Raw genomic sequence first — 19,127 nt, forward strand, 5'->3', positions numbered from 1 at the left:
AAAAGATGTCGTTGCAGTTATGATGAGGTTATAAAGAAACATATTCCAAATATAGAATAATAGATAGGATTGTTCCAAGGGGTGAAAAGAGTAATTGTCCATTAAAACAAAGCTATCTCTCATTATGTCATTATTTGCTTTAGTGATTCTGAGTTTGAATGTTGTTATGGGTTACTTAATAACCCGGGACAACTTAACTAGAAATAACGAACTCAATATGATGTTAGCGGGCAAACAGATTGCTCTTGCTGTTGAACAAAGCCGTTCAGTCTATGAATATATTAAGGATCAATATAAAGAGGGCACTAATGATAACATAATAGAGAGTACATTATCATTGACCAGTCCTGATCGAATTACGCAGGAATCGATTCGGGTGAATCGGAACATTTTCGAAATTACCGGGTTAACCCTTAGGAACCCAAATGAACTGAGTATCCAGTTCGGTACATACATTTATAAGAATGATTCTACGGATCTTAAGTCTGTTAAAGAGGCGTTAAAGACTAGGAAAAGCATGATGAAGGACACTAAGATTAACGGCAAACATGTGCTTGAGAGCTATATTCCAATCATGCCGCATAATAGTGAATCTTATGTCATTCGGATAATCTCAAGTTATGAGCCCATATCTTCAGCGCTGTCTAGAGTGTTATTCAATAAAATATCTACTTCGCTTGTATTCATACAGATTATTATTATTATAAGCTCTATATTAGCAGGTAAACTGACAAGACCGATTCACGTTATTCTGAAGAAGGTCAATCAGTTAGCTTCCGGGAGTTTTGAGACGAGATTAGAGGTTAATAGCAGAGATGAACTTGGATTATTGTCCCATCGGATTAATGCGATGGCGAATAGTATGAGCTATACGACCTCAGAGCTCCGGCAGAAGAACGAAGAGAACCAGTCGATGAAGGAACATTTAGAATCCATTATCAACCAGACGGCGGACGCAATCCATTTAACCGATCTGGACGGAAACGTTATTCGCGTGAATTCAGCATTTGAATATCTCTATGGGTGGACGAGTGAAGAGATCGTTGGCTCTAGGTTAGATTTTATCCCTAGTTCTGCTGGGGAATATCGAAGAGAGTGGCGTAAGGAGTTAGAGCTTGGGAGACCTTTTATACTGTCAAAGGCTGTGCGGATTTGCAAAGACGGTAGTAAGATAGACGTGAGTATCAGCGAATCGCCGATATTTGATGAAGATGGGAAGATTACTGCAGTTATAAGTATCTCGCGCGATATGACAGAGCACAATAAAATGGAGGAGTTGCTTCGTCGGTCTGAGAAGTTGACCATGGTTGGACAACTGGCTGCAGGTGTGGCGCATGAGATCCGCAATCCACTTACGACACTGCGAGGTTTTCTGCAGATGCAGCAACGTGCTAAGATAATAAACCAGAGTCATACGGATATTATGCTCTCCGAACTAGACCGAATTAATTTAATTGTGAGTGAGTTTCTGATTCTTGCGAAACCTCAGGCCGTAAATTTCCAAATCAGAGATGTTCGTTTCACTTTGGGTGACGTCATCTCTTTATTAGATAGTGAGGCGCATTTACACAATATCGAATTTAGGGCCCATTTCTCACAGGATCCTGTTCTGGTACACTGTGAAGAGAATCAGCTGAAGCAGGTATTTATTAATGTGTTAAAGAATGCAATGGAAGCCATGCCGGTAGGTGGGAAGATTACTATCAAGTTGGATGGTGAGGATCAACAGCACGCGGTAATCACCGTGACAGACGAGGGAGAGGGTATTTCCAAGGAACGATTGCAGAAGATCGGAGAACCCTTCTACACGAATAAGGAGAAGGGTACGGGGCTTGGACTCATGGTCACTCAACGTATAATTGAAGCTCACATGGGTACGCTGGCGATTGATAGTGAAGTAGGCCAAGGCACGGTAGTGACCATTACGTTGCCGAGGATTGAAGCAATAGAAGCAAGTGATGGGGAATCTAGGATAATGACATAACGGGGTGATCTTGACACAATGAGAATTAATAAATTTATTAGTGAGACTGGATTTTGTTCTAGACGAGAAGCGGACAAGTTAGTGGAATCCGGTCAAGTTACGATAAACGGTGTGAGAGCCGTTCTAGGTAGCCAAGCAGAGGACGGGGACGATGTCCGAGTAAATGGTAGACCTCTTGCCGAGAAGCTGTCCAGACACGTCTATATTGCTCTGAATAAGCCGGTTGGGATTACAAGTACGACCGAGCGCCATATTCGAGGTAATATTGTGGACTTTGTAGGTCATGAGGAACGGATATTTCCGATTGGTCGTCTAGATAAAGATTCCGAGGGTTTGATTCTATTAACCAGTGACGGTGATATTGTTAACAAAATATTACGGGCTGAGGGACGACATGAGAAAGAATATATTGTTACGGTCGATAAACCATTGACGCCTTCTTTCCTTAAAGCGATGAGCGAGGGAGTGAGAATCTTAGGGGAGATGACCCGACCTTGCCAAATGACTCGCATTAGCGAACGCGTTTTTCGAATTATCCTGACGGAAGGTAAGAATAGGCAAATCCGCCGCATGTGTAGCGCATTAGGTTATGAGGTACGCAAATTGCAACGGATTCGGATCATGAACATTCACCTTGGAAATCAGGCAATCGGATCGTGGAGGGAATTAACGGCGCAAGAGAAGCGTGAATTAGGACAGGCTTTAGATTATAAACTATCTTGATGATCGTAACAAAAAAAGCAGGCTTTGGAATGTACACCAAAGACCTGCTCTTTTATTGTATGTTTTGTTGATACTATCGAAGGTTCTATTGGACTGATTTCACTTCGACAGAATCCTGATATTTCCGAATAATGGACACTTCAACCCGGCGGTTTTGGGCGCGTCCTGCACTAGTGTCATTGGAGGCCACAGGACGATATTCGCCATTGCCCGTAGCGATGAACAATTTGGGATCAAGTTTATCGTCAAGCAGCAGAATCTTCATGAAATTTAAAGCCCGGACCGAGCTCAAATCCCAGTTGTCCCGAAATTGATTTGTTGAGATCGGAATATTATCAGTATGCCCGGAGACGAATACTTCATAATCAGGGAATTCCTCTAACATTTTCGCGATAGCCTTAGCTAATACCCGTGCTTCGGGTTTAACTTCCGCTTCGCCTGAAGGGAAGAGAGCAATGTCACTGATGGTGATCATCAACTGCGATTGATTCAGCTTCGTATCGAGTTGATCAGTTAATCCGTTTTGGTCGATGTATTTGTCAAGCCGTTTCTTGAGGGCTTCCAGGTTTTCTTCCTCTTGGCGTTTTAAATCACTCATTTTCTTATTCAGTGCTTTGGTAACATCCTCTGTAATTCCGGAATTTTCATTTTGGTTAATCATGGAATTATGATCAAGGACGCCCTTACCACCTGTAAGCACACTATTAAAGGCTTCGCTCATCTCCTGAAACTTCTGGCTGTCTACACTACTCATACCAAATAATACAATAAACATAGCTAATAGGAGTGTCATAAGGTCGGAATAAGGAAGTAACCAGCTTTCGTCGGCATGTTCTTCGTGATCTTGATGCCGTTTAGACTTTTTGCTCACCTTCACCCGCCCCCTTTTCTAAAATTTGCGCACGTTCGGCAGGGGTTAAAAATACAGCAAGCTTCTGTTGAATAGCAATCGTTGAAACACCAGATTGAATGGATAGTAGTCCTTCTACCATCATCAATCGAATTTCCATTTCTCTCTTGGACATCCGTTTTAATTTTGTTGCGATAGGGTGCCACATAACATAACCGGTGAAAATACCAAACACGGTGGCGATAAAGGCCCCGGAGATAGCATGAGAAAGTATATCGACATTACTCATATCTGACAAGGCGGCGATCAAACCGATTACGGCTCCAAGTACCCCTAGTGTTGGTGCATACATCCCTGCTTGTGAGAAGATCATGGCCCCAGCTTTATGCCGCTCTTCGGTTGCGGCGATATCCTCGGTTAGGACATCCTGAACAAAGTCTTGATCGTTGCCGTCAATAATCATACGCATGCCACCGCGAAGGAAATCATCGTCAATTTCGTCAACTTTGCTTTCCAAAGCAAGTAGGCCCTCACGTCTGGTAATCGTAGCCCATTCCATGAACAGCTTGATCAACTCACCCTTGCTGATCATTTTAGGTTTTGTCATTGTCAATTTAATTAATTTTGGGAACTTTTTAAGCTCCGACATTGGAAAGGCAACAAAGAGCGTTGCGGCTGTCCCACCAAATATAATGACAAAGGCTGCCGGGTTTTCTATTAAGCTGTTAACAGGTGCGCCTTTCAGAAACATCCCTACAATAAGGGCCACCACTCCGAGTACAAGTCCAATAATCGTTGAAATTTCCATTGTACACCTCGTCCTTGAGATATTGATCCATTCTTCTATCTTTCAGCATCCTTGCAGAAAGTAATGAATAAAGCTTGCAGAAAAAATGGTTTATCTTTGTTATCGACAGATTTCACTTTTTTTTTAAGTGAAATTTTCCGGTATAATAGAAACATAGCATTTGAAGATCTAAATAATGGAGGCTAAGATACTTGTGGGAGTAAAGCACGGTAGGGATTATAGCGAAATTTTGTCCGATATGACAGAGGCTGTATCACGGATTGGGGATAGTTATATTTTTTTTGAGATGGATTCATCAGACTGGGAAGGACTACCCGAGGAAGAAAGACACGAGGTTCATGAGGCATTGGCGGAGGATTTGTTCTATGCACTTGGAACACAGTCCGTAATCGAGGTTGGATGTGCAGTCGTGATTCATGACTTGGAGAACCATGTAATTAATTTCCTGATAGGCGAAGAGGAACTCACCTCTGTTAAGCTGGTTTAACGGGGGCCGACCCAACTAATTTTGATTGAGGCCATTTGAGTGGTAAAATAGTAGATCAAGAATAATAATGATCTATGCTTATATAGTTCTGTATGTGATTAAGAATATTGGGTGCTTGTCTCACGTATGACCGATAGGTGTGGGGAATATAATAAACTGTGTAAATTTTAGAAGTTCTGAAAGAACGGGAGGAAGAAGAATGCCGTTTACACCGCAAGAAGTAGAAGCGCATTTGGAGAAGCTGGAAGGGTGGGAGTTGGAAGAAGGGCGATGGATTGTACGTAAATATTCGTTCTCCAACTTTATGAAAGGTATTGCATTCGTTGACGAGGTGGCTGCAATCTCGGAGGCGTTTAATCATCATCCTTTTATAACCATAGACCATAAGACAGTGACACTTCGCTTGACATCATGGGAAGCTGGCGGGATTACGGCCGTAGACATTAAGGAAGCATATCAGTATAACGAGGCATTTGCAAAATACAGTGGTTAATGGATACGTCTGATAGCGCTTTCTGAGGCTGTTGACATGGCCATGCAGGGAGAATAGTAAGGCTATAGCTTAATTGGGCACAGAGTAGCCCTAGAGCGGCCCTGCGTTGTGTTTGTAATGCTAAAGATCTGTTGCTCTTTTTTTTCCTCTATAGTAAGGACAACGCCCGTCAGGAAATGGAACATATACCTGACGGGCGTTTGTGTATAGCATGTTATTTTTTCTCCGCAAGCCATAAAGCGACGTTGGCAATTTCTTCTTCTTTCAGTTTATCTTTGAACGAAGGCATATTGCCATTACCTTTAGTAATAATTCCGTAGAGTTGCTCGGCAGAGAGCTCAGCGCCAATCTTCTGTAGATTTGGTCCAACATTTCCTTGTAGTTGATCACCATGACAACTGATGCAATTGTTCGCGACAATGGTTTCTGCTTGTTCTGCACTTAACGTAACTTCCGGCATTTGAGGTTTATTTTCTTGTGCAACTTCTTCTTTGCCTGGTAAGGAGAACATTAATACAACGGCCAATCCGCACGCGACGATGAATAATCCGCTCATGATCCACTTTTGCATTCCGATCGTCCCTCCAAATGTAAACTATCCCTTTCATTATAACGGAACCTGTCATCGGATCAAGATATTTGTGTCAAAAAAAGCAATTTTTATTATATATAATATTCAAAATACCTGAAATAATGTGTTAATTATCATAGTCTATTGTGATTTTGGTTATTGAGAGTTTGGTTCGATCCCTTTATAAACCATACAATAAAATGGTTTGGATACTCCTCCAGGCGTCATTTTTTCGTATAGATCAGTAATTGTAAAGCCAGCCTTTTGGTAAGCTCGGATTGCCCGGGTATTCCAGGTCAATACCTCCAAATCTATCACATGTTTTGGTTTTCGACGCAGGGCTTCCTCTACAATAGTCAATACAAATGACTTACCCATTCCATGACCGCATAGATCAGGTCTCATCCCAATCCCAAGTCTTGTCACATCGGTAAGTGGGAAGTATTGAGCAAATCCAGAGAGAACACCATTCTCGTCCACTAGAGAAACGTACTGCTCGGCCCGTATAACGGGGTTACCGAACTCTACATCGAGCGCCTTCATTTGTTCCCAAGGGAGCCAACTGTAGACATCGTAAGGAGAGTCGTAGCGCCACGTGCTGATTGATGCTCCGTGATTATCTTCCATAGGGACTATCTTGAACTGGGGATTGGGTTTATCCATCTTTATGCCTCCTTGGACCGTAGGAATGCCGCGTTATGCGATCTCCAGCAGAATTGTTTTACCCTCACTGTAACGGGATTTTATGTCATTGTAAAGGTTCTTAGGTTTAAGATATTGTGGAAAGGGGTAATTTTCTATAGAAGAGTTAACCCAAAAAGTAGCTATTGATGATGAAGTGACGATTTCCATGTCGAAGCAGCGGTATTTTTACGAGCGTAATATAGGGGAATAGGTAGGCATCTGGAGCATTTTGCAGAAATATTTACTCTCATGCCGATTTACCTTTTATTTAAATTTAGAATGAAAAAAACCACAATCAATTCCGGAAAGAATCGATCATGGTATGAGATTTATACATCGTTATATTAAATATGAGGAGTTTCAGAAAAATCAGGATTCAGCCGCAAAGACCGAGTAGCTGTATTGGCTCAAAATTCGTTTAGCGCCAAGGTACCGTTGTTTATAGTAGCTGTTACTTAGACTGTCAGTGCGGATTCCTTTCGATGAAGAGGAGTGTGCAAACTTTCCATCACCAATGTAAATACCGACATGAGATACTCCATTTCCTAACGTGTTGAAGAAAACGAGATCTCCTTCTCTTAATTGACTCTTAGATACTGGCGTCCCTTGCTTGTATTGAGCCGCAGATGTACGAGCAAGACTTACGCCCATTTTCTTGAAGACGTATTGTGTGAACCCAGAACAATCAAATCCACTTGTAGTAATTCCACCAAACTTATAGGGTGTACCGTACACCGAGCTGACGACAGATACTAATGTGCTTTTGTCTGAGGTGTCAGCGGAAGCACTACCAGCTCCTACTCCCATTGTGAACAAAATGGCTAAGCTCGTTACCGCTGCTGTCAATGTCTTTCTCAAGATGTCAAATCCCTTCCAGTGCCTGCGAGGTTAGCTTAAGGATTCGGTTGAAGGTCCCCTATGATCACTCTGAAACGAGATCAATTCACCCATCATGGATCCCCCGTTTCCCCGGTGCCGGGAATTCGGCTGTTCAATATTGTGCACCTGAAAATAGACGTCGTTTTAAAAACATAGATTACAAATTTGTTACTATTTACTCTGGTTATTTTATCAAAGAGATAAAGGTTTTACAAGTTTGATCAGCCAAATGTATTATTTTACCTTAAAACTATCATCGACCTGTTTATGATTCCCGCTTTTGTGGTAATAATTCCTGAGCAGGAAAATAAAAAAACCCGCAGAAAGGATCTACGGGTTTTGCATACTTATAGTTGTTGTTTACTCTACATCATCGTGATCTTCAGTATCCGAAGTAACTTGTTCGAACTTATCTGTACTAAGAATACGTTTAGCCCCGACATAGCGTTTAACATAATAATCATCGCTAAGTTTGCTGATAACTACTCCCTTAGAAGAAGAAGCATGAGCAAATTTCCCGTCGCTAACCATAACGCCGACGTGTGAAACGCCTTTGCCATTGGTATTAAAGAATACCAAATCTCCTGGAATCAATTCATCCTTGGATACTGCAGTTCCCATCTTATATTGGGATCCCGATTGATGTGGTAGCTCGATACCGAGCTTGCCAAATACAAACATCGTGAATCCAGAGCAGTCAAATCCAGAAGTTGTGGTTCCACCGGATGCATACTTGCTACCAAGAGCTTTATCGACGGCGCTGTCTAGCTTAGAATCTGCGAAAGCGCTACCAGTTCCCAGTGTAAATAATAAGGCACAACCTACGGCTACTGCAGTTAACTTTTTCTTCAAAACAGGTCAAGCTCCTTCCAATGCCTACGAGGTTAGCTTAAGGATTCGGTTGAAGGTCCCCTATGATCCCTCTGAAGCGAGATCAATTCACCCAAAGTGGTTCCCCCGTTCCCCGTTAAGGGAATTCGGCTGAGATAATAACTTCCGAGATTACATATTCTACATCTAGATTTAAATTCCTGCTAAAGGTAACAAAAATAATTACAAAGTTGTTACTGCTGTTATTGTAACAGGGCTAGGTATCTTTTGGCAATGGTTAAATAACGAGAATTACAGACTGATATAGAAGACAAGACCTCCGTATATTAACGGAGGTCTTGTTATTAAAGGGAATATGAAGTTTGGTAGTGTTCGGATAAATTTAACTTTTTTGTGACTTCGTTTGCCAGAGATGATATTGAGAGGTTACTTGCCAAACTTTAAATATACTTTGGAATAAAGGGTGAGCCTGTTGCAAGATCAGAGCGAGCAAACCCGTCCAAATCCATGAAACGGCTCCAAATAACATAAACACAGCGAACGTAGAGATTCCTAGAATGAGCGTAATTCCAATTCCCGGCAGTAGATGCCTTATGCAGGTTAATAAGGAACTCCAGGTTCCCACCTTGAACAGATATCCGAATTGAGCGAATAGCAGACATTGACGGATGAGCCATCCATAACAGATCCAACCTAACACATATCCTCCTGTAGTCAGCAGGATAGGAAGGCTTCCTCCTGATTGCAGTAACCGGGGCCAGAGCACATATAGCTTGGGTGCAATCCAAAACGCTGGGCCCAGAATAAGAGCAAGCTCCAGAATATAAAAGAAAAAGAGGGGCTTCCAGAACTCTTTCATACCTCTAAAGAACGGTAATCCGGATTTCTGTGATTCCTGCGGAATGAGTCCGTATAAAATGCCTGCTTGGATCAGAGGGGTCAGTAGTAAGCGAATAGCCACCATTCCGATCAAAATCAAGCAATACACTCTAATGTCGTGATTTTGCTGCAACCCGATTTGTCCTTCTATGAGGAACAAAACCCGGCTTAAGTCGCTAAGTGAAGGATCAGGATATCTTTGCAGCACCGCTGTGACGACGGTATCGACCAGTCGGTACAAGAAGAACCCCCAGAGAAGTTGATAAAGAAACAGAATAATGACGGAGGGAAACTGCTTCTTTAGACGCTCCCATCCACTGCGAACATAGGTCATAACTTACCCTCCTAAAAGTCTTGCGTGCAATAACCTCGATGAAATACATCGGGCAAAACTTACTTCGTAAGTATCAGCTTAGTTTTGCGTGTAATAACCTCGATGAAATACGTCGAACAGAACTTATTTCGTAAGCATCACCACAGAAATGATCCGAGCACAGCCTCCAGTAGTTTGACGATCCCGAGGTTGGAGCGAGTACGAAGTGTTCCATCGACCTCAGCCTTTAAAAAATTGTTGATATGCTTGTTCTCTAGCACAAGCGAATAGTCAGGGTCGATCATAGCCCAAGCCAATGGTTCTTTATATTGCAGCTTCAACTCTACCTTGCTGTCTTCTCCACTCCATACTTTCCGAGTGGTATGTCCATCCTTAAAGGTAAATAATATTGGAATCTTAGGGGCTGTTGCCCCTATCTGGCTAATATCGACGATGGATTCGAACAGCGGGTCATTCCCCTGGCTGATCGAATTCACGGTGATGTTATCAATGGAGTAATCAGTCATCTTTCCGTCATAAACATATTGTTTGAAATATGGCTTCCAGCTACGTCCAGTAACTTGTTCCACGATTCTTTGGAAATCGGTCGTCGTTGGGTGCCTGAACCGATATTTATGGGCATAGGTAGTTAAAATTCTGCTCATGGTCTTGTTACCAACCTGACGTTCAATATCGAGTAGAACAAGCTTACCACGGTAATATACATTTTTTGCGTAATTGTCACTTGAACCATACTTCCAGGCTACCTGTGTCAATGATATTGGTGAAGAGATCATCGCGACCTGGAGTGGGAGATTAGGCTTGATGCCGAATTCTTGTTCCATTAATTTGTCTTCTAAGTAGGAGGTGAACCCTTCGTCCAACCAGGCCTCTTCAAATTCGTTGCTGGCAATCATTCCGTAGAAGAATTGATGACCAATTTCATGGATGACCGTTCGTTCAAGCTCATTGTTGCTAGGAGATTCGTTACCTGCTCCAAAAGCGGTGATGAGGGTCGGATACTCCATCCCACCTGCTCCGTTGCCTTCGATTGGAGGAACAACAATGGACAGAGTAGAGTAAGGATATTGGCCATACCATTTACTGAAATTGGATAATGCGACTTTGGCTGCGTAGAAATAACGTTCTTTCAAGTCCTTGTGAGTGGGATCTAAATATAACTTGATTCGGACACCAGGAACATCTGGAGAAGAAAAGGGCTCCTCTGCATAAACGAAATTAGGTGAAGCTGACCATGCAAAATCATGCACATCATCAGCATAATATTGAACCGTCTTTCGATCTCCTTGGATTACCGCTGCTTTGGTCGGAAATCCGGTGGCAGCAACGGTATAATTGTTAGGTACGTTGATCTTCACGTTGTAAATGCTGAAATCAGAATAAAATTCAGAATTTCCATGATACTGATGGAGGTTCCAACCTTCTGTGGTCACACCACGTGTTCCTACGGGTTCATAGACACTCAGCTTCGGGAACCACTGGCCTGCCATAACAAAATCTCCGGCAGAACCCATTCGGGCAAATATTTTAGGTAACTTCACGGTGAAATTGATCCTTAGTGTTACACTTTCTCCGCCCCGAACGGAGACAGGCAAGCGTACTTTGACTAAGGTTTTGTCCTTTACATTCCCATCATCAGGTTGAACGTACTGTATTCGGTGGAGCAAGGAGATACCATCACTGGTTCTTATCTCAGTTAACTCCATATTCCCCCAACCATCTTTTGGCATGGTGTCCCCACGTAGCTTCCCGCCAGATTCCTTCATAAAGGTAGTATCAGCCGAGGCAAACGCATTGGGATATAGATGGAAGTACAATTCATTGACAGTCTTCTTACCGGGATGAGTCCAAGTCAGTGTCTCCGAGCCGGTTAATGTCCCTTCCTTCTCATTCAAGCTCACATCGATGTGATACTCTGTCACCCGCTGGCTCAGCACTTCCGCTGTCGGTTGCTGAATACTTTCGATTGGTGTAGCAGGAGGTGCTTCTTTCAAACTTTGGACGGCCTGAGGCTTGCCCATTTCTGAGGCGAGCGAAGGAAGATTGTCCTGATCTGGACGAAGGGCAAACGTTAGGGCTCCGCCGATGAGGCATAAGGAAATAATAGAAATGCCGAAGATCATATTTCGTCGGGTCATACAATGGATACCTCCTGTTGACAAGCATCTACAGCATGTATATGTTTGCATTCAGGAGATTATTAGCTAAAATAAAATATAAATATGGCGTGATCAGGAAAGATGGAGGGGACTATGGATAACACGGAGAAACCAGGCAAGAAAATATTTGCCTTAAATATTATTAGTAATAAAGAGAATAGCAAGCATAAAGGTTTCGGTGCAGGTTCAATCGATTTGAACAGTATGTCGCCTGTTATTATTGATGGTGATGAAGCCTACATTGATATTGGTGCAATGCATGCGAAGAGCAAAGTTGAAAAAGGAATCAAGTTCTCGATTAACCGCGAAGACGTTCCGAATGGACGGCAAGTATGGATCGTATGGGTGGCTGTAGACCGCTCACCAGAAGGTCAATTCTATGGTGGGATCACAGCTTGTGAGATGTGGATTGATACCGAAGCGCGTCGTGGATGGAAAATTCTTGCCGATCATGTGAATAAGATGGATTACGCGCTTAAACGCCGAATTATCCTGGATGGTCTGGCTACTGAGCAGAAGGCTGTACTTAAAAATCTGCTGATCGAGACCAATAGCGAGTGGTGGGATCGTTCTCCTGAGGAATTGAAGAGTGCCCTAGAGTCATAACCTATTGAGTCACAAAAGAAGAAGAGGTTGTCTCAAAGTCATCATAGATGACTTTGAGCAACCTCTTTTGTGCATTTTAATCAGTTCATTATAACGAATCACAGAGATTCGTTATATTTACAAAGGGTCATTTTCAGCGAAATAATGTTATGTACCTTCGTTAGGAGGTTTGAGTGTGTTTTTGTCACCGTTGCCATAGTCCCCGCCCCATCATGTATTCGGTTTTTCGCATACATTTGGCTCGTCTACGGTCTCCGGTGCTCATTGTATTCGTTTTTTCGTATACATTCGGCTTAACTATCGCCCACGTCGCTCATTGTGTTCGTTTTTTCGCATACATTTTGGCTCGTCCTCAAGTTTCCAGAAATGCACGATTACTTATCGTCATGCGACGACGATGATACTCGGTAATTTACCGATTATCTTGACGTTGGGAGGGACCACGCTGTCGCTTTTTTATCGACGACAGACACATAAGGGTGATCGCGGTAATAAAATCTCCATGGCTTGGAGGCGTATTCCTCGGCGTAGTCAATATTGATGCGTGGTGCTTGTACAATACTGGAATTATTGTCTGGGTGTTGGCCTGCTTCAATCCAAAGGTGACAACCTTGTTCGTAAAGAGTGCTTCCGTTTAACGACTTATCGATACGAAGTGCTCGGCATAGCTTGCCGGGACCACCTGAGAGATCAGCAGGTTTACGGATGTGGATGTCCCGATTCATACGCATAAGCATTTCATCGTTGTCAGTTAGCGGTTCAACCGCACGAATGAGTACGGCTTGGGGATCGCCAGACGGCCCGGTCACTACATTAAGACAGTTGTACATACCATAGATTAAATAAATATAAGCTAAGCCACCCTCGTGAAACATGACCTCTGTTCTCGCGGTACGCCGCCCGCCAAAGGCGTGACTGCCTTTATCTCCCACTCCGCCGTAGCTCTCCGTTTCAATAATCCGGCAAGAGATGTCGCCTTGTTCTGTATGTCGTACAAGCGTCTGACCGAGTAGGAGAGGAGCGACTTCTAAAGCTGACATACCATAAAAAGAAAGTGGGAGGGGCTCTCCCCCCGTGTAATTTTTGTCAGTGGGTTGCATCCTTAGGTTCTCCTTAAAAATTGGGTTAAATGAGATACCTTCATCATATCGACCCAGACATCATTAGTCCATCCACCAGCGTTTTAGGTCACTCCACCAGGAGTGGCTCTCTGGTTTTTCTTTTACTGGTAAAGGTTGCACGGATTCTCCTTTCCCTTTGCCATGCTCCGCGCATACTTCCTTCGGTTCAGTCCCCTTGATAAATACTTCAAGCTGCTTGTCCGGGCAGTCAGCGGTTGCCAGCAATCCGCTGGTCGGGTCGATATAGAGACTTACTACCCCGTCCGGGATAGGGAAGATTTTTGGTGGAACCTTCTCGAGTGCTTTTTCTGTATATTTTGCGAAAATTGGAGCTGCTTTATGTGACTCTGCGGTCCCGAGTATCTTACCCTTGTCATAACCGACCCACACCGCAGTGGACAACTCCGGCGTGTAGCCGACCAGCCAAGCATCTGTGCTCGTTGTACCGGTCTTACCAGCCACAGGTCGCTTAATACTTGCAGATACTCGGTTTCCGGTCCCACCTGTATCAAATACGCTCTCCATTAAATGTGTCAGCACGTAAGCGGCGGCAGGATCGACGACCTGCTCTGCTTTGGGAGAGGGGGCTTCGTAGAGCACATGCCCCTTGTCATCCGTTATTTTCAGAACGGCCACAGGAGTGATTTTCTTCCCTTGATTACTAATTACCGCAAAGGCCGATGCCATTTCGAAGGGGCTTACTGGTGAAGTGCCAAGTGCAAGTGAAGGTACAGCCTCCATCGGACTAGTAATTCCCATTTTACGACCGAGTTCAATTACCTGTTCAGCACCAACAGTCATGATGGTATTGACGGCGTAGATGTTGTCCGAGGCGGCGATGGCTCGGCGCATATCGATTTCGCCTAAATATTTATCTCCAAAATTTTTAGGACTGTATGTTTTTCGGTTTTCGTCATAATGAAATAGGGTGGGTTGGCTACTGAACTTACTGACACTCGTCATCTTGCCCGAAGACAACGCCGACAAATACATGATCGGTTTGAAACTTGAACCTGGTTGACGGGTCGTTGCGAAGACATGATTATATTGACTTTGAGTATAGTTAACGCCACCCACAAGCGCTTTAATATGCCCATTCCGCGGATCTATGGACACCAAGGCAGCCTCCAGCCCTTCTGAACCATTAAGTTCAGAGGTAACTGCGACTTCGGCTGCTTTCTCTGCATCCATATCGAGTGTGGAATAAATTCTAAGCCCACCGTGCTCCAGCAATTCCTCATCAAACCCCAACTCATGGATGACAACACCCCGAACATAATCGCGAAAATAGGGGGCCTGATCTGCCGTTGTCCGCTGTTTCTGCGATTTGAAAGACAACATTTCGGCATATGCCTCATCCGCTTGGCTTTGCGTTATTTTTCCTGTGGCCACAAGGGCGGACAGCACGGTAAGCTGCCGGTCCTTAGCATTCTTCATATGATTATACGGGGAATAATAAGTGGGACCCTTCGGTACACCTGCAAGTATCGCGCTCTCTGCTAAATTCAGATCTTTGGCAGACTTCCCAAAGTACATTTGCGCTGCGGCCTCGATTCCATAGGCTCCGCCCCCGTAATAGATTTCGTTTAGGTACATTTGCAAAATTTCGTCTTTGCTATATTTCATTTCGAGTTGAGCCGTATACATAGCTTCTTTGACTTTGCGCGACCAAGTACGCTCATGTGACAGGTATAGATTCCGGGCTAATTGCTGGGTTAGCGTACTAGCACCCTGTACTTTGTCCATTTCCTTCAAATTCACAAGGAGGGCCCGAGTCATGCCCTTAATATCAAAACCGATATGATCATAAAATTGCCGGTCCTCTACGGCAAGTGTGGCCTGAATAAGCCAAGGGGAGATCTCGTCAAGCGTTACACTGATCCTGTTGCGTTCTCCACTTGAGAAGACAGCGATGCTATTGCCGTTTTGATCTAGCAATTGTGAATTTCGATCCGAATCAGCTAGGGGCAGCTCAGACTGAAATAAATACAATAGCATAATGCCCATGGCGCACATGCCGAGCAGGCCGGCAGATAATATACACTTGATAAATAACCACTTGCGCTTGCGGGGTTTCTTGCCTCCGCTACGGGTCAGTCGCTGCATGAACCGCCCCTCCTTCCACTAACCGTATCTGTATTGTTCAGGGGGTACTATTTTTAAGTATGGGAAAGTTTGGGGTAGATATTCACATTTTAGTCTCGATTTAATATAATCAAATTTGTTTGGTACAATATAGGAAGTGAAACTTTGCAAGAAGTGAATCTGGGGGAGCCTAACCTGGCTTGATATAACGACTAAACACTATTCTGGCGGAAAGAAGGTTGGTACGATGGAATTGTGGTTTACGGAGAAACAAACACCTGTCTTTGGAATTACCGCAAAGATCCGGGAGACGTTGGTAACGGAAAAAACGGACTTTCAGGATTTAGCGATGATTGATACGGAAGAGTTTGGACGGATGCTTGTGTTGGATGGCATGGTGATGACAACGGTGAAGGACGAGTTCGTATATCATGAGATGGTAGCTCACCCAGCTTTGTTCACACATCCAAATCCTAAGCATGTTCTTGTTGTAGGTGGCGGTGATGGCGGGGTAATCCGTGAAATAGTCAAACACCCAGGAGTGGAGAAGGCTGTCTTAGTTGATATCGACGGCAAAGTAATTGAATATTCGAAGAAATACTTGCCAGAGATCGCATGTGAACTAGACAACCCTCGGGTTGAAGTACAAGTGAATGATGGATATATGCATATTATTGAAAATAAAAATAAATACGATGTCATTATGGTTGACTCTACTGAACCTGTAGGTCCTGCTGCTCCACTGTTTGAGCGTGGATTCTATCAAGGGATTTATGAGGCACTTAAAGATGATGGGATTTTTGTTGCCCAGACAGATAACCCTTGGTTCAAGGCTGATTTGATCCAGCAGGTGAATCGTGATGTGAAAGAGATCTTCCCAATCGTACGTGTCTATGGAGCAAATATTCCTACGTATCCAAGTGGTTTGTGGACATTTACGATGGGTAGTAAGAAGTATGATCCACTTGAAGTGGACGAGAGGCAAATTCCAGAGATTGAGACGAAGTATTATACACCTAAGCTACATAAGGCAGCTTTCGTATTACCAAAATTCGTTGAAGATCTCGTGAAATAGGGGGAAATAAGGAGAATGAAACTAGATCAAGCGTATTCCGGCAATGTGTTTATTTGTAGCTCAGAAAATTATGATTCTGCCAGAGCGGTTATTTACGGTATGCCGATGGATTATACGGTCAGCTTCCGTCCCGGATCTCGCTTTGGTCCATCCCGAATCCGTCAGGCTTCGGTTGGTTTAGAAGAATATAGCCCTTATTTGGATAAAAGTATTTTAGACTCATCTTATTTTGATGCTGGAGATCTGTTGCTACCCTTTGGTAATCCAGGGCGTAGTCTTGAAGTAATTGGTGAATACGTACGTGGTTTACTGGCAGACGATAAGTTCCCTATTGGACTTGGCGGGGAGCATCTCGTAAGCTGGCCTGTAATTGAGGCTGTGTATGAGAAGTATCCAGACCTCGCTTTAATTCATATTGATGCACATGCCGACCTTCGTGAACACTATGAAGGCGAGCCCTTGTCCCACTCAACTCCAATTCGCAAGGCCGCTGCGTTGATGGGTGGTAAGAATGTATACCAATTCGGAATCCGTTCGGGCTCGAAGGAAGAGTTCCTATTCGGACGGGAGAATACTCATTTCCATCCATTTGAGGTCGCTGCTCCACTGAAGATGGAATTACCGAAGCTTGGACGTCGTCCGGTGTACGTGACCATTGACATTGATGTGCTTGATCCTTCCTGCGCACCGGGAACGGGTACGGCTGAGGCGGGGGGCATCACTTCGAAGGAATTGCTGGATGCGATTCATCTTATCGCAGGCTCTGACGTAAATGTCGTAGGATGTGATCTCGTTGAGGTTGCTCCAATATATGATCCTACCGAGCAAACCCCAATCGTGGCAGCTAAGCTAATCCGTGAAATGCTGCTTGGTTTTGTGAAGTAGCAGTGGACTTTTTTCGCAAATAAAATAGCTAAGTGACAACAGGCATCTTCTACACAGTGAAATTGTGAGAAGATGTCTGTTTTTATTATCTGAGACAATCCAGGAGGTGCTCTTGTGAACAGGAATAAGCAAAAACTATTGATTATGTCGAGCGTAATTATCGTCGTGGTAGTTATGGTAATAGTAGCAATTACTTATCGGACCCCTTCAAATCGTCCTACTTCTACACAGGGGGACTCCCCTGTTGAAGTTAATAAGGATGAAGATAACAACACGCCGATTCCGACGGCTACTCCTGTAAAGCCAATCGTTATATTGCCTTATTTGATTGAAATGCTTGATTTTCAGGAAGAAGATGTACAGTCCATTTCGGTAGAGTACAAGGGAATGAAGCAAGATATTCCGGCTGAGCGACTATATGTAATTTTGCAATCATTAAGATGGGCTGATACGACGGCGGCCAAGGCCGAGACGGAAGCTAAGGCTGACGTTGAACAAGCGGTTATACACTTTGCATTGAAAGAACAGGTAGTTGATTTGCCTTATGATATAAATAACAATACGTTTGAGTTGGGAGGTTCATCATATTACGCAGATGATCAAGTGTTGCTGTTGATGCAAGGACTCTTCAGGATAAATGTTGAACTGGCTGAGCTGGATACATTCTTGGAGCAAGCAAGGATTCAACAGGAGAATGCCGGTAACGTTGATCCTGAAGCTTTGACAGCAGAACGAGTTCAGATGGATGGCTTGGATTTCAACGGCTGGGAGACCAAGCTGAAGGATGCAGAATCGGTCTGGACGATCTCTTTTTATGATGAAGGAACGGGTGAGGTTAAAAAGGCGCAGAAATTTGATCATGGAATTATCATGTTGAACCGGCAAATTATATTCACTAATGATGTTTATGAAACAGGGGACGGTGTTAAGGTTGGTCTCACAATAGACCAGGTTATGGATAAACTTGGGCCGTGGGCCATGAAATTAGTTAGTAGATGGAGTTATAAAGTGGGGGATTACTATAATTTCCATCTTTACTTCGACCTTAATAAGGTAAAATACATTGTGTTAAGCCAACCTTTATAGATGAACGATAAAAAAACGTTGCTCAAAGGAGTGGCGTTTTATTTATTTAAACCTAGGGTCGTTTCATCTAATACATGGATCGTATTGAATTGATGTGATGAACTGGATATAGTAGTACAATAAGAAAACTTTGATGTAAAGGATATAGAATGGAGTTATTGGACATGCCAGACAAGAAGGAAGTCCTGATTGAGATCACGAGTACTCAGGGGAAGGACAAGAGTGTTCAGAAGATCAAGGGCGAAGTGATTGTTGCCAAAGATGGTGCCTTTTATGTGAAATATGAGGAACCGGACCGAGGGCCAACAGGTGGTATAACACGTACAATGGTCAAAATATCAAGCGGCGAGATCAAGATTATGCGACATGGTGAAGTGGAGTCACAGCAGGCATTTACGGCGGGGCAACGATTACCTGGATTTTATCGTTCTCCGTTTACGAAGTTTAATCTATCCACGGATACCCACAAGGTAGAGACCCATTTAGAAGGTGCAAACGGCACAGTGTTCTGGGAATACGATTTATATGTTTATGATGAGTTATCGGGACATTTTGCTATTAGCTTAAATATACAGGAGGAAGTTTGA

Annotated in this window: 19 protein-coding genes and 2 riboswitches; of the genes, 9 read left to right on the forward strand and 10 right to left on the reverse strand. The window is 43.5% G+C overall.

Annotated elements, in window-relative coordinates:
* Positions 1 to 94 precede the first annotated feature (94 nt).
* On the forward strand, positions 95 to 1,984 hold the full coding sequence (locus IEW05_RS25250; RefSeq protein ID WP_188542630.1) for an ATP-binding protein: 1,890 nt from the start codon (positions 95 to 97) through the stop codon (positions 1,982 to 1,984).
* 18 nt (positions 1,985 to 2,002) lie between these two features.
* Positions 2,003 to 2,707 carry a 23S rRNA pseudouridine(2604) synthase RluF gene (rluF, locus tag IEW05_RS25255; protein WP_188542631.1) on the forward strand — a complete coding sequence of 235 codons (705 nt, stop codon included), beginning with the start codon at positions 2,003 to 2,005 and terminating at the stop codon, positions 2,705 to 2,707.
* 85 nt (positions 2,708 to 2,792) lie between these two features.
* Here rluF and motB read toward each other — a convergent pair whose 3' ends face one another.
* Positions 2,793 to 3,578 (reverse strand): flagellar motor protein MotB, encoded by a 786-nt coding sequence (motB, locus tag IEW05_RS25260; RefSeq protein ID WP_188542632.1) that lies wholly within the window; start codon positions 3,576 to 3,578, stop codon positions 2,793 to 2,795.
* Positions 3,562 to 4,365: a flagellar motor stator protein MotA gene (gene motA / locus IEW05_RS25265; RefSeq protein WP_188542633.1), complete on the reverse strand. Its 804-nt coding sequence runs from the start codon at positions 4,363 to 4,365 to the stop codon at positions 3,562 to 3,564. Before motA ends, motB begins: the two co-directional genes overlap by 17 nt.
* A 193-nt stretch (positions 4,366 to 4,558) precedes the next feature.
* Here motA and IEW05_RS25270 point away from each other — a divergent pair, with 193 nt between their 5' ends.
* Both IEW05_RS25270 and IEW05_RS25275 read left to right on the forward strand, forming a co-directional pair.
* Positions 4,559 to 4,852 (forward strand): hypothetical protein, encoded by a 294-nt coding sequence (locus IEW05_RS25270; RefSeq protein WP_188542634.1) that lies wholly within the window; start codon positions 4,559 to 4,561, stop codon positions 4,850 to 4,852.
* Positions 4,853 to 5,051: 199 nt separating this feature from the next.
* The gene (locus tag IEW05_RS25275; protein WP_188542635.1) at positions 5,052 to 5,345 is read left to right on the forward strand and encodes a 4a-hydroxytetrahydrobiopterin dehydratase; all 294 of its coding nucleotides are present in this window, start codon (positions 5,052 to 5,054) and stop codon (positions 5,343 to 5,345) included.
* A 214-nt stretch (positions 5,346 to 5,559) separates the two neighbouring features.
* Here the strand turns inward: IEW05_RS25275 and IEW05_RS25280 are convergent, their stop codons facing one another.
* The 6 genes from IEW05_RS25280 to IEW05_RS25305 all read right to left on the reverse strand — a co-directional run bounded on the left by IEW05_RS25280 (position 5,560) and on the right by IEW05_RS25305 (position 11,661).
* Positions 5,560 to 5,916: a c-type cytochrome gene (locus tag IEW05_RS25280; RefSeq protein ID WP_188542636.1), complete on the reverse strand. Its 357-nt coding sequence runs from the start codon at positions 5,914 to 5,916 to the stop codon at positions 5,560 to 5,562.
* A 156-nt stretch (positions 5,917 to 6,072) separates the two neighbouring features.
* Complete coding sequence (locus IEW05_RS25285) at positions 6,073 to 6,579, reverse strand: GNAT family N-acetyltransferase (protein ID WP_188542637.1); 507 nt, start codon at positions 6,577 to 6,579, stop codon at positions 6,073 to 6,075.
* Positions 6,580 to 6,969: 390 nt separating this feature from the next.
* Positions 6,970 to 7,458 (reverse strand): C40 family peptidase, encoded by a 489-nt coding sequence (locus IEW05_RS25290; RefSeq protein WP_188542638.1) that lies wholly within the window; start codon positions 7,456 to 7,458, stop codon positions 6,970 to 6,972.
* A gap of 4 nt (positions 7,459 to 7,462) precedes the next feature.
* Positions 7,463 to 7,599, reverse strand: a riboswitch (cyclic di-AMP (ydaO/yuaA leader).
* Between the two features lie 240 nt (positions 7,600 to 7,839).
* Complete coding sequence (locus IEW05_RS25295; protein ID WP_188542639.1) at positions 7,840 to 8,331, reverse strand: C40 family peptidase; 492 nt, start codon at positions 8,329 to 8,331, stop codon at positions 7,840 to 7,842.
* A gap of 6 nt (positions 8,332 to 8,337) precedes the next feature.
* Positions 8,338 to 8,472, reverse strand: a riboswitch (cyclic di-AMP (ydaO/yuaA leader).
* 220 nt (positions 8,473 to 8,692) lie between these two features.
* Positions 8,693 to 9,523: a hypothetical protein gene (locus IEW05_RS25300; protein ID WP_188542640.1), complete on the reverse strand. Its 831-nt coding sequence runs from the start codon at positions 9,521 to 9,523 to the stop codon at positions 8,693 to 8,695.
* Between the two features lie 137 nt (positions 9,524 to 9,660).
* Positions 9,661 to 11,661 (reverse strand): M1 family metallopeptidase, encoded by a 2,001-nt coding sequence (locus IEW05_RS25305; RefSeq protein ID WP_188542641.1) that lies wholly within the window; start codon positions 11,659 to 11,661, stop codon positions 9,661 to 9,663.
* A gap of 114 nt (positions 11,662 to 11,775) precedes the next feature.
* Between IEW05_RS25305 and IEW05_RS25310 the strand changes: the two genes are divergently transcribed.
* Positions 11,776 to 12,288, forward strand: a complete 513-nt coding sequence (locus IEW05_RS25310) for a YwhD family protein (RefSeq protein ID WP_188542642.1) — start codon at positions 11,776 to 11,778, stop codon at positions 12,286 to 12,288.
* Between the two features lie 419 nt (positions 12,289 to 12,707).
* Here the strand turns inward: IEW05_RS25310 and IEW05_RS25315 are convergent, their stop codons facing one another.
* Positions 12,708 to 13,388 (reverse strand): DNA-3-methyladenine glycosylase, encoded by a 681-nt coding sequence (locus tag IEW05_RS25315; protein WP_188542643.1) that lies wholly within the window; start codon positions 13,386 to 13,388, stop codon positions 12,708 to 12,710.
* Positions 13,389 to 13,451: 63 nt separating this feature from the next.
* Complete coding sequence (locus tag IEW05_RS25320; protein ID WP_188542644.1) at positions 13,452 to 15,515, reverse strand: transglycosylase domain-containing protein; 2,064 nt, start codon at positions 15,513 to 15,515, stop codon at positions 13,452 to 13,454.
* Positions 15,516 to 15,741: 226 nt separating this feature from the next.
* On the opposite strand from IEW05_RS25320, the gene speE reads away from it, so the two are divergent.
* The 4 genes from speE (at position 15,742) to IEW05_RS25340 (ending at position 19,127) form a co-directional block, all read left to right on the forward strand.
* Positions 15,742 to 16,569 (forward strand): polyamine aminopropyltransferase, encoded by an 828-nt coding sequence (gene speE, locus IEW05_RS25325; RefSeq protein ID WP_188542645.1) that lies wholly within the window; start codon positions 15,742 to 15,744, stop codon positions 16,567 to 16,569.
* A gap of 15 nt (positions 16,570 to 16,584) precedes the next feature.
* Positions 16,585 to 17,454 (forward strand): agmatinase, encoded by an 870-nt coding sequence (gene speB / locus IEW05_RS25330; RefSeq protein ID WP_188542646.1) that lies wholly within the window; start codon positions 16,585 to 16,587, stop codon positions 17,452 to 17,454.
* Positions 17,455 to 17,568: 114 nt separating this feature from the next.
* A complete protein-coding gene (locus IEW05_RS25335) occupies positions 17,569 to 18,540 on the forward strand; it encodes a hypothetical protein (protein WP_188542647.1) in 972 nt (323 codons plus the stop codon).
* Positions 18,541 to 18,704: 164 nt separating this feature from the next.
* Positions 18,705 to 19,127 (forward strand): YwiB family protein, encoded by a 423-nt coding sequence (locus IEW05_RS25340; RefSeq protein WP_188542648.1) that lies wholly within the window; start codon positions 18,705 to 18,707, stop codon positions 19,125 to 19,127.

It is taken from the genome of Paenibacillus segetis, assembly GCF_014639155.1.
Classification (GTDB): domain Bacteria; phylum Bacillota; class Bacilli; order Paenibacillales; family Paenibacillaceae; genus Fontibacillus; species Fontibacillus segetis.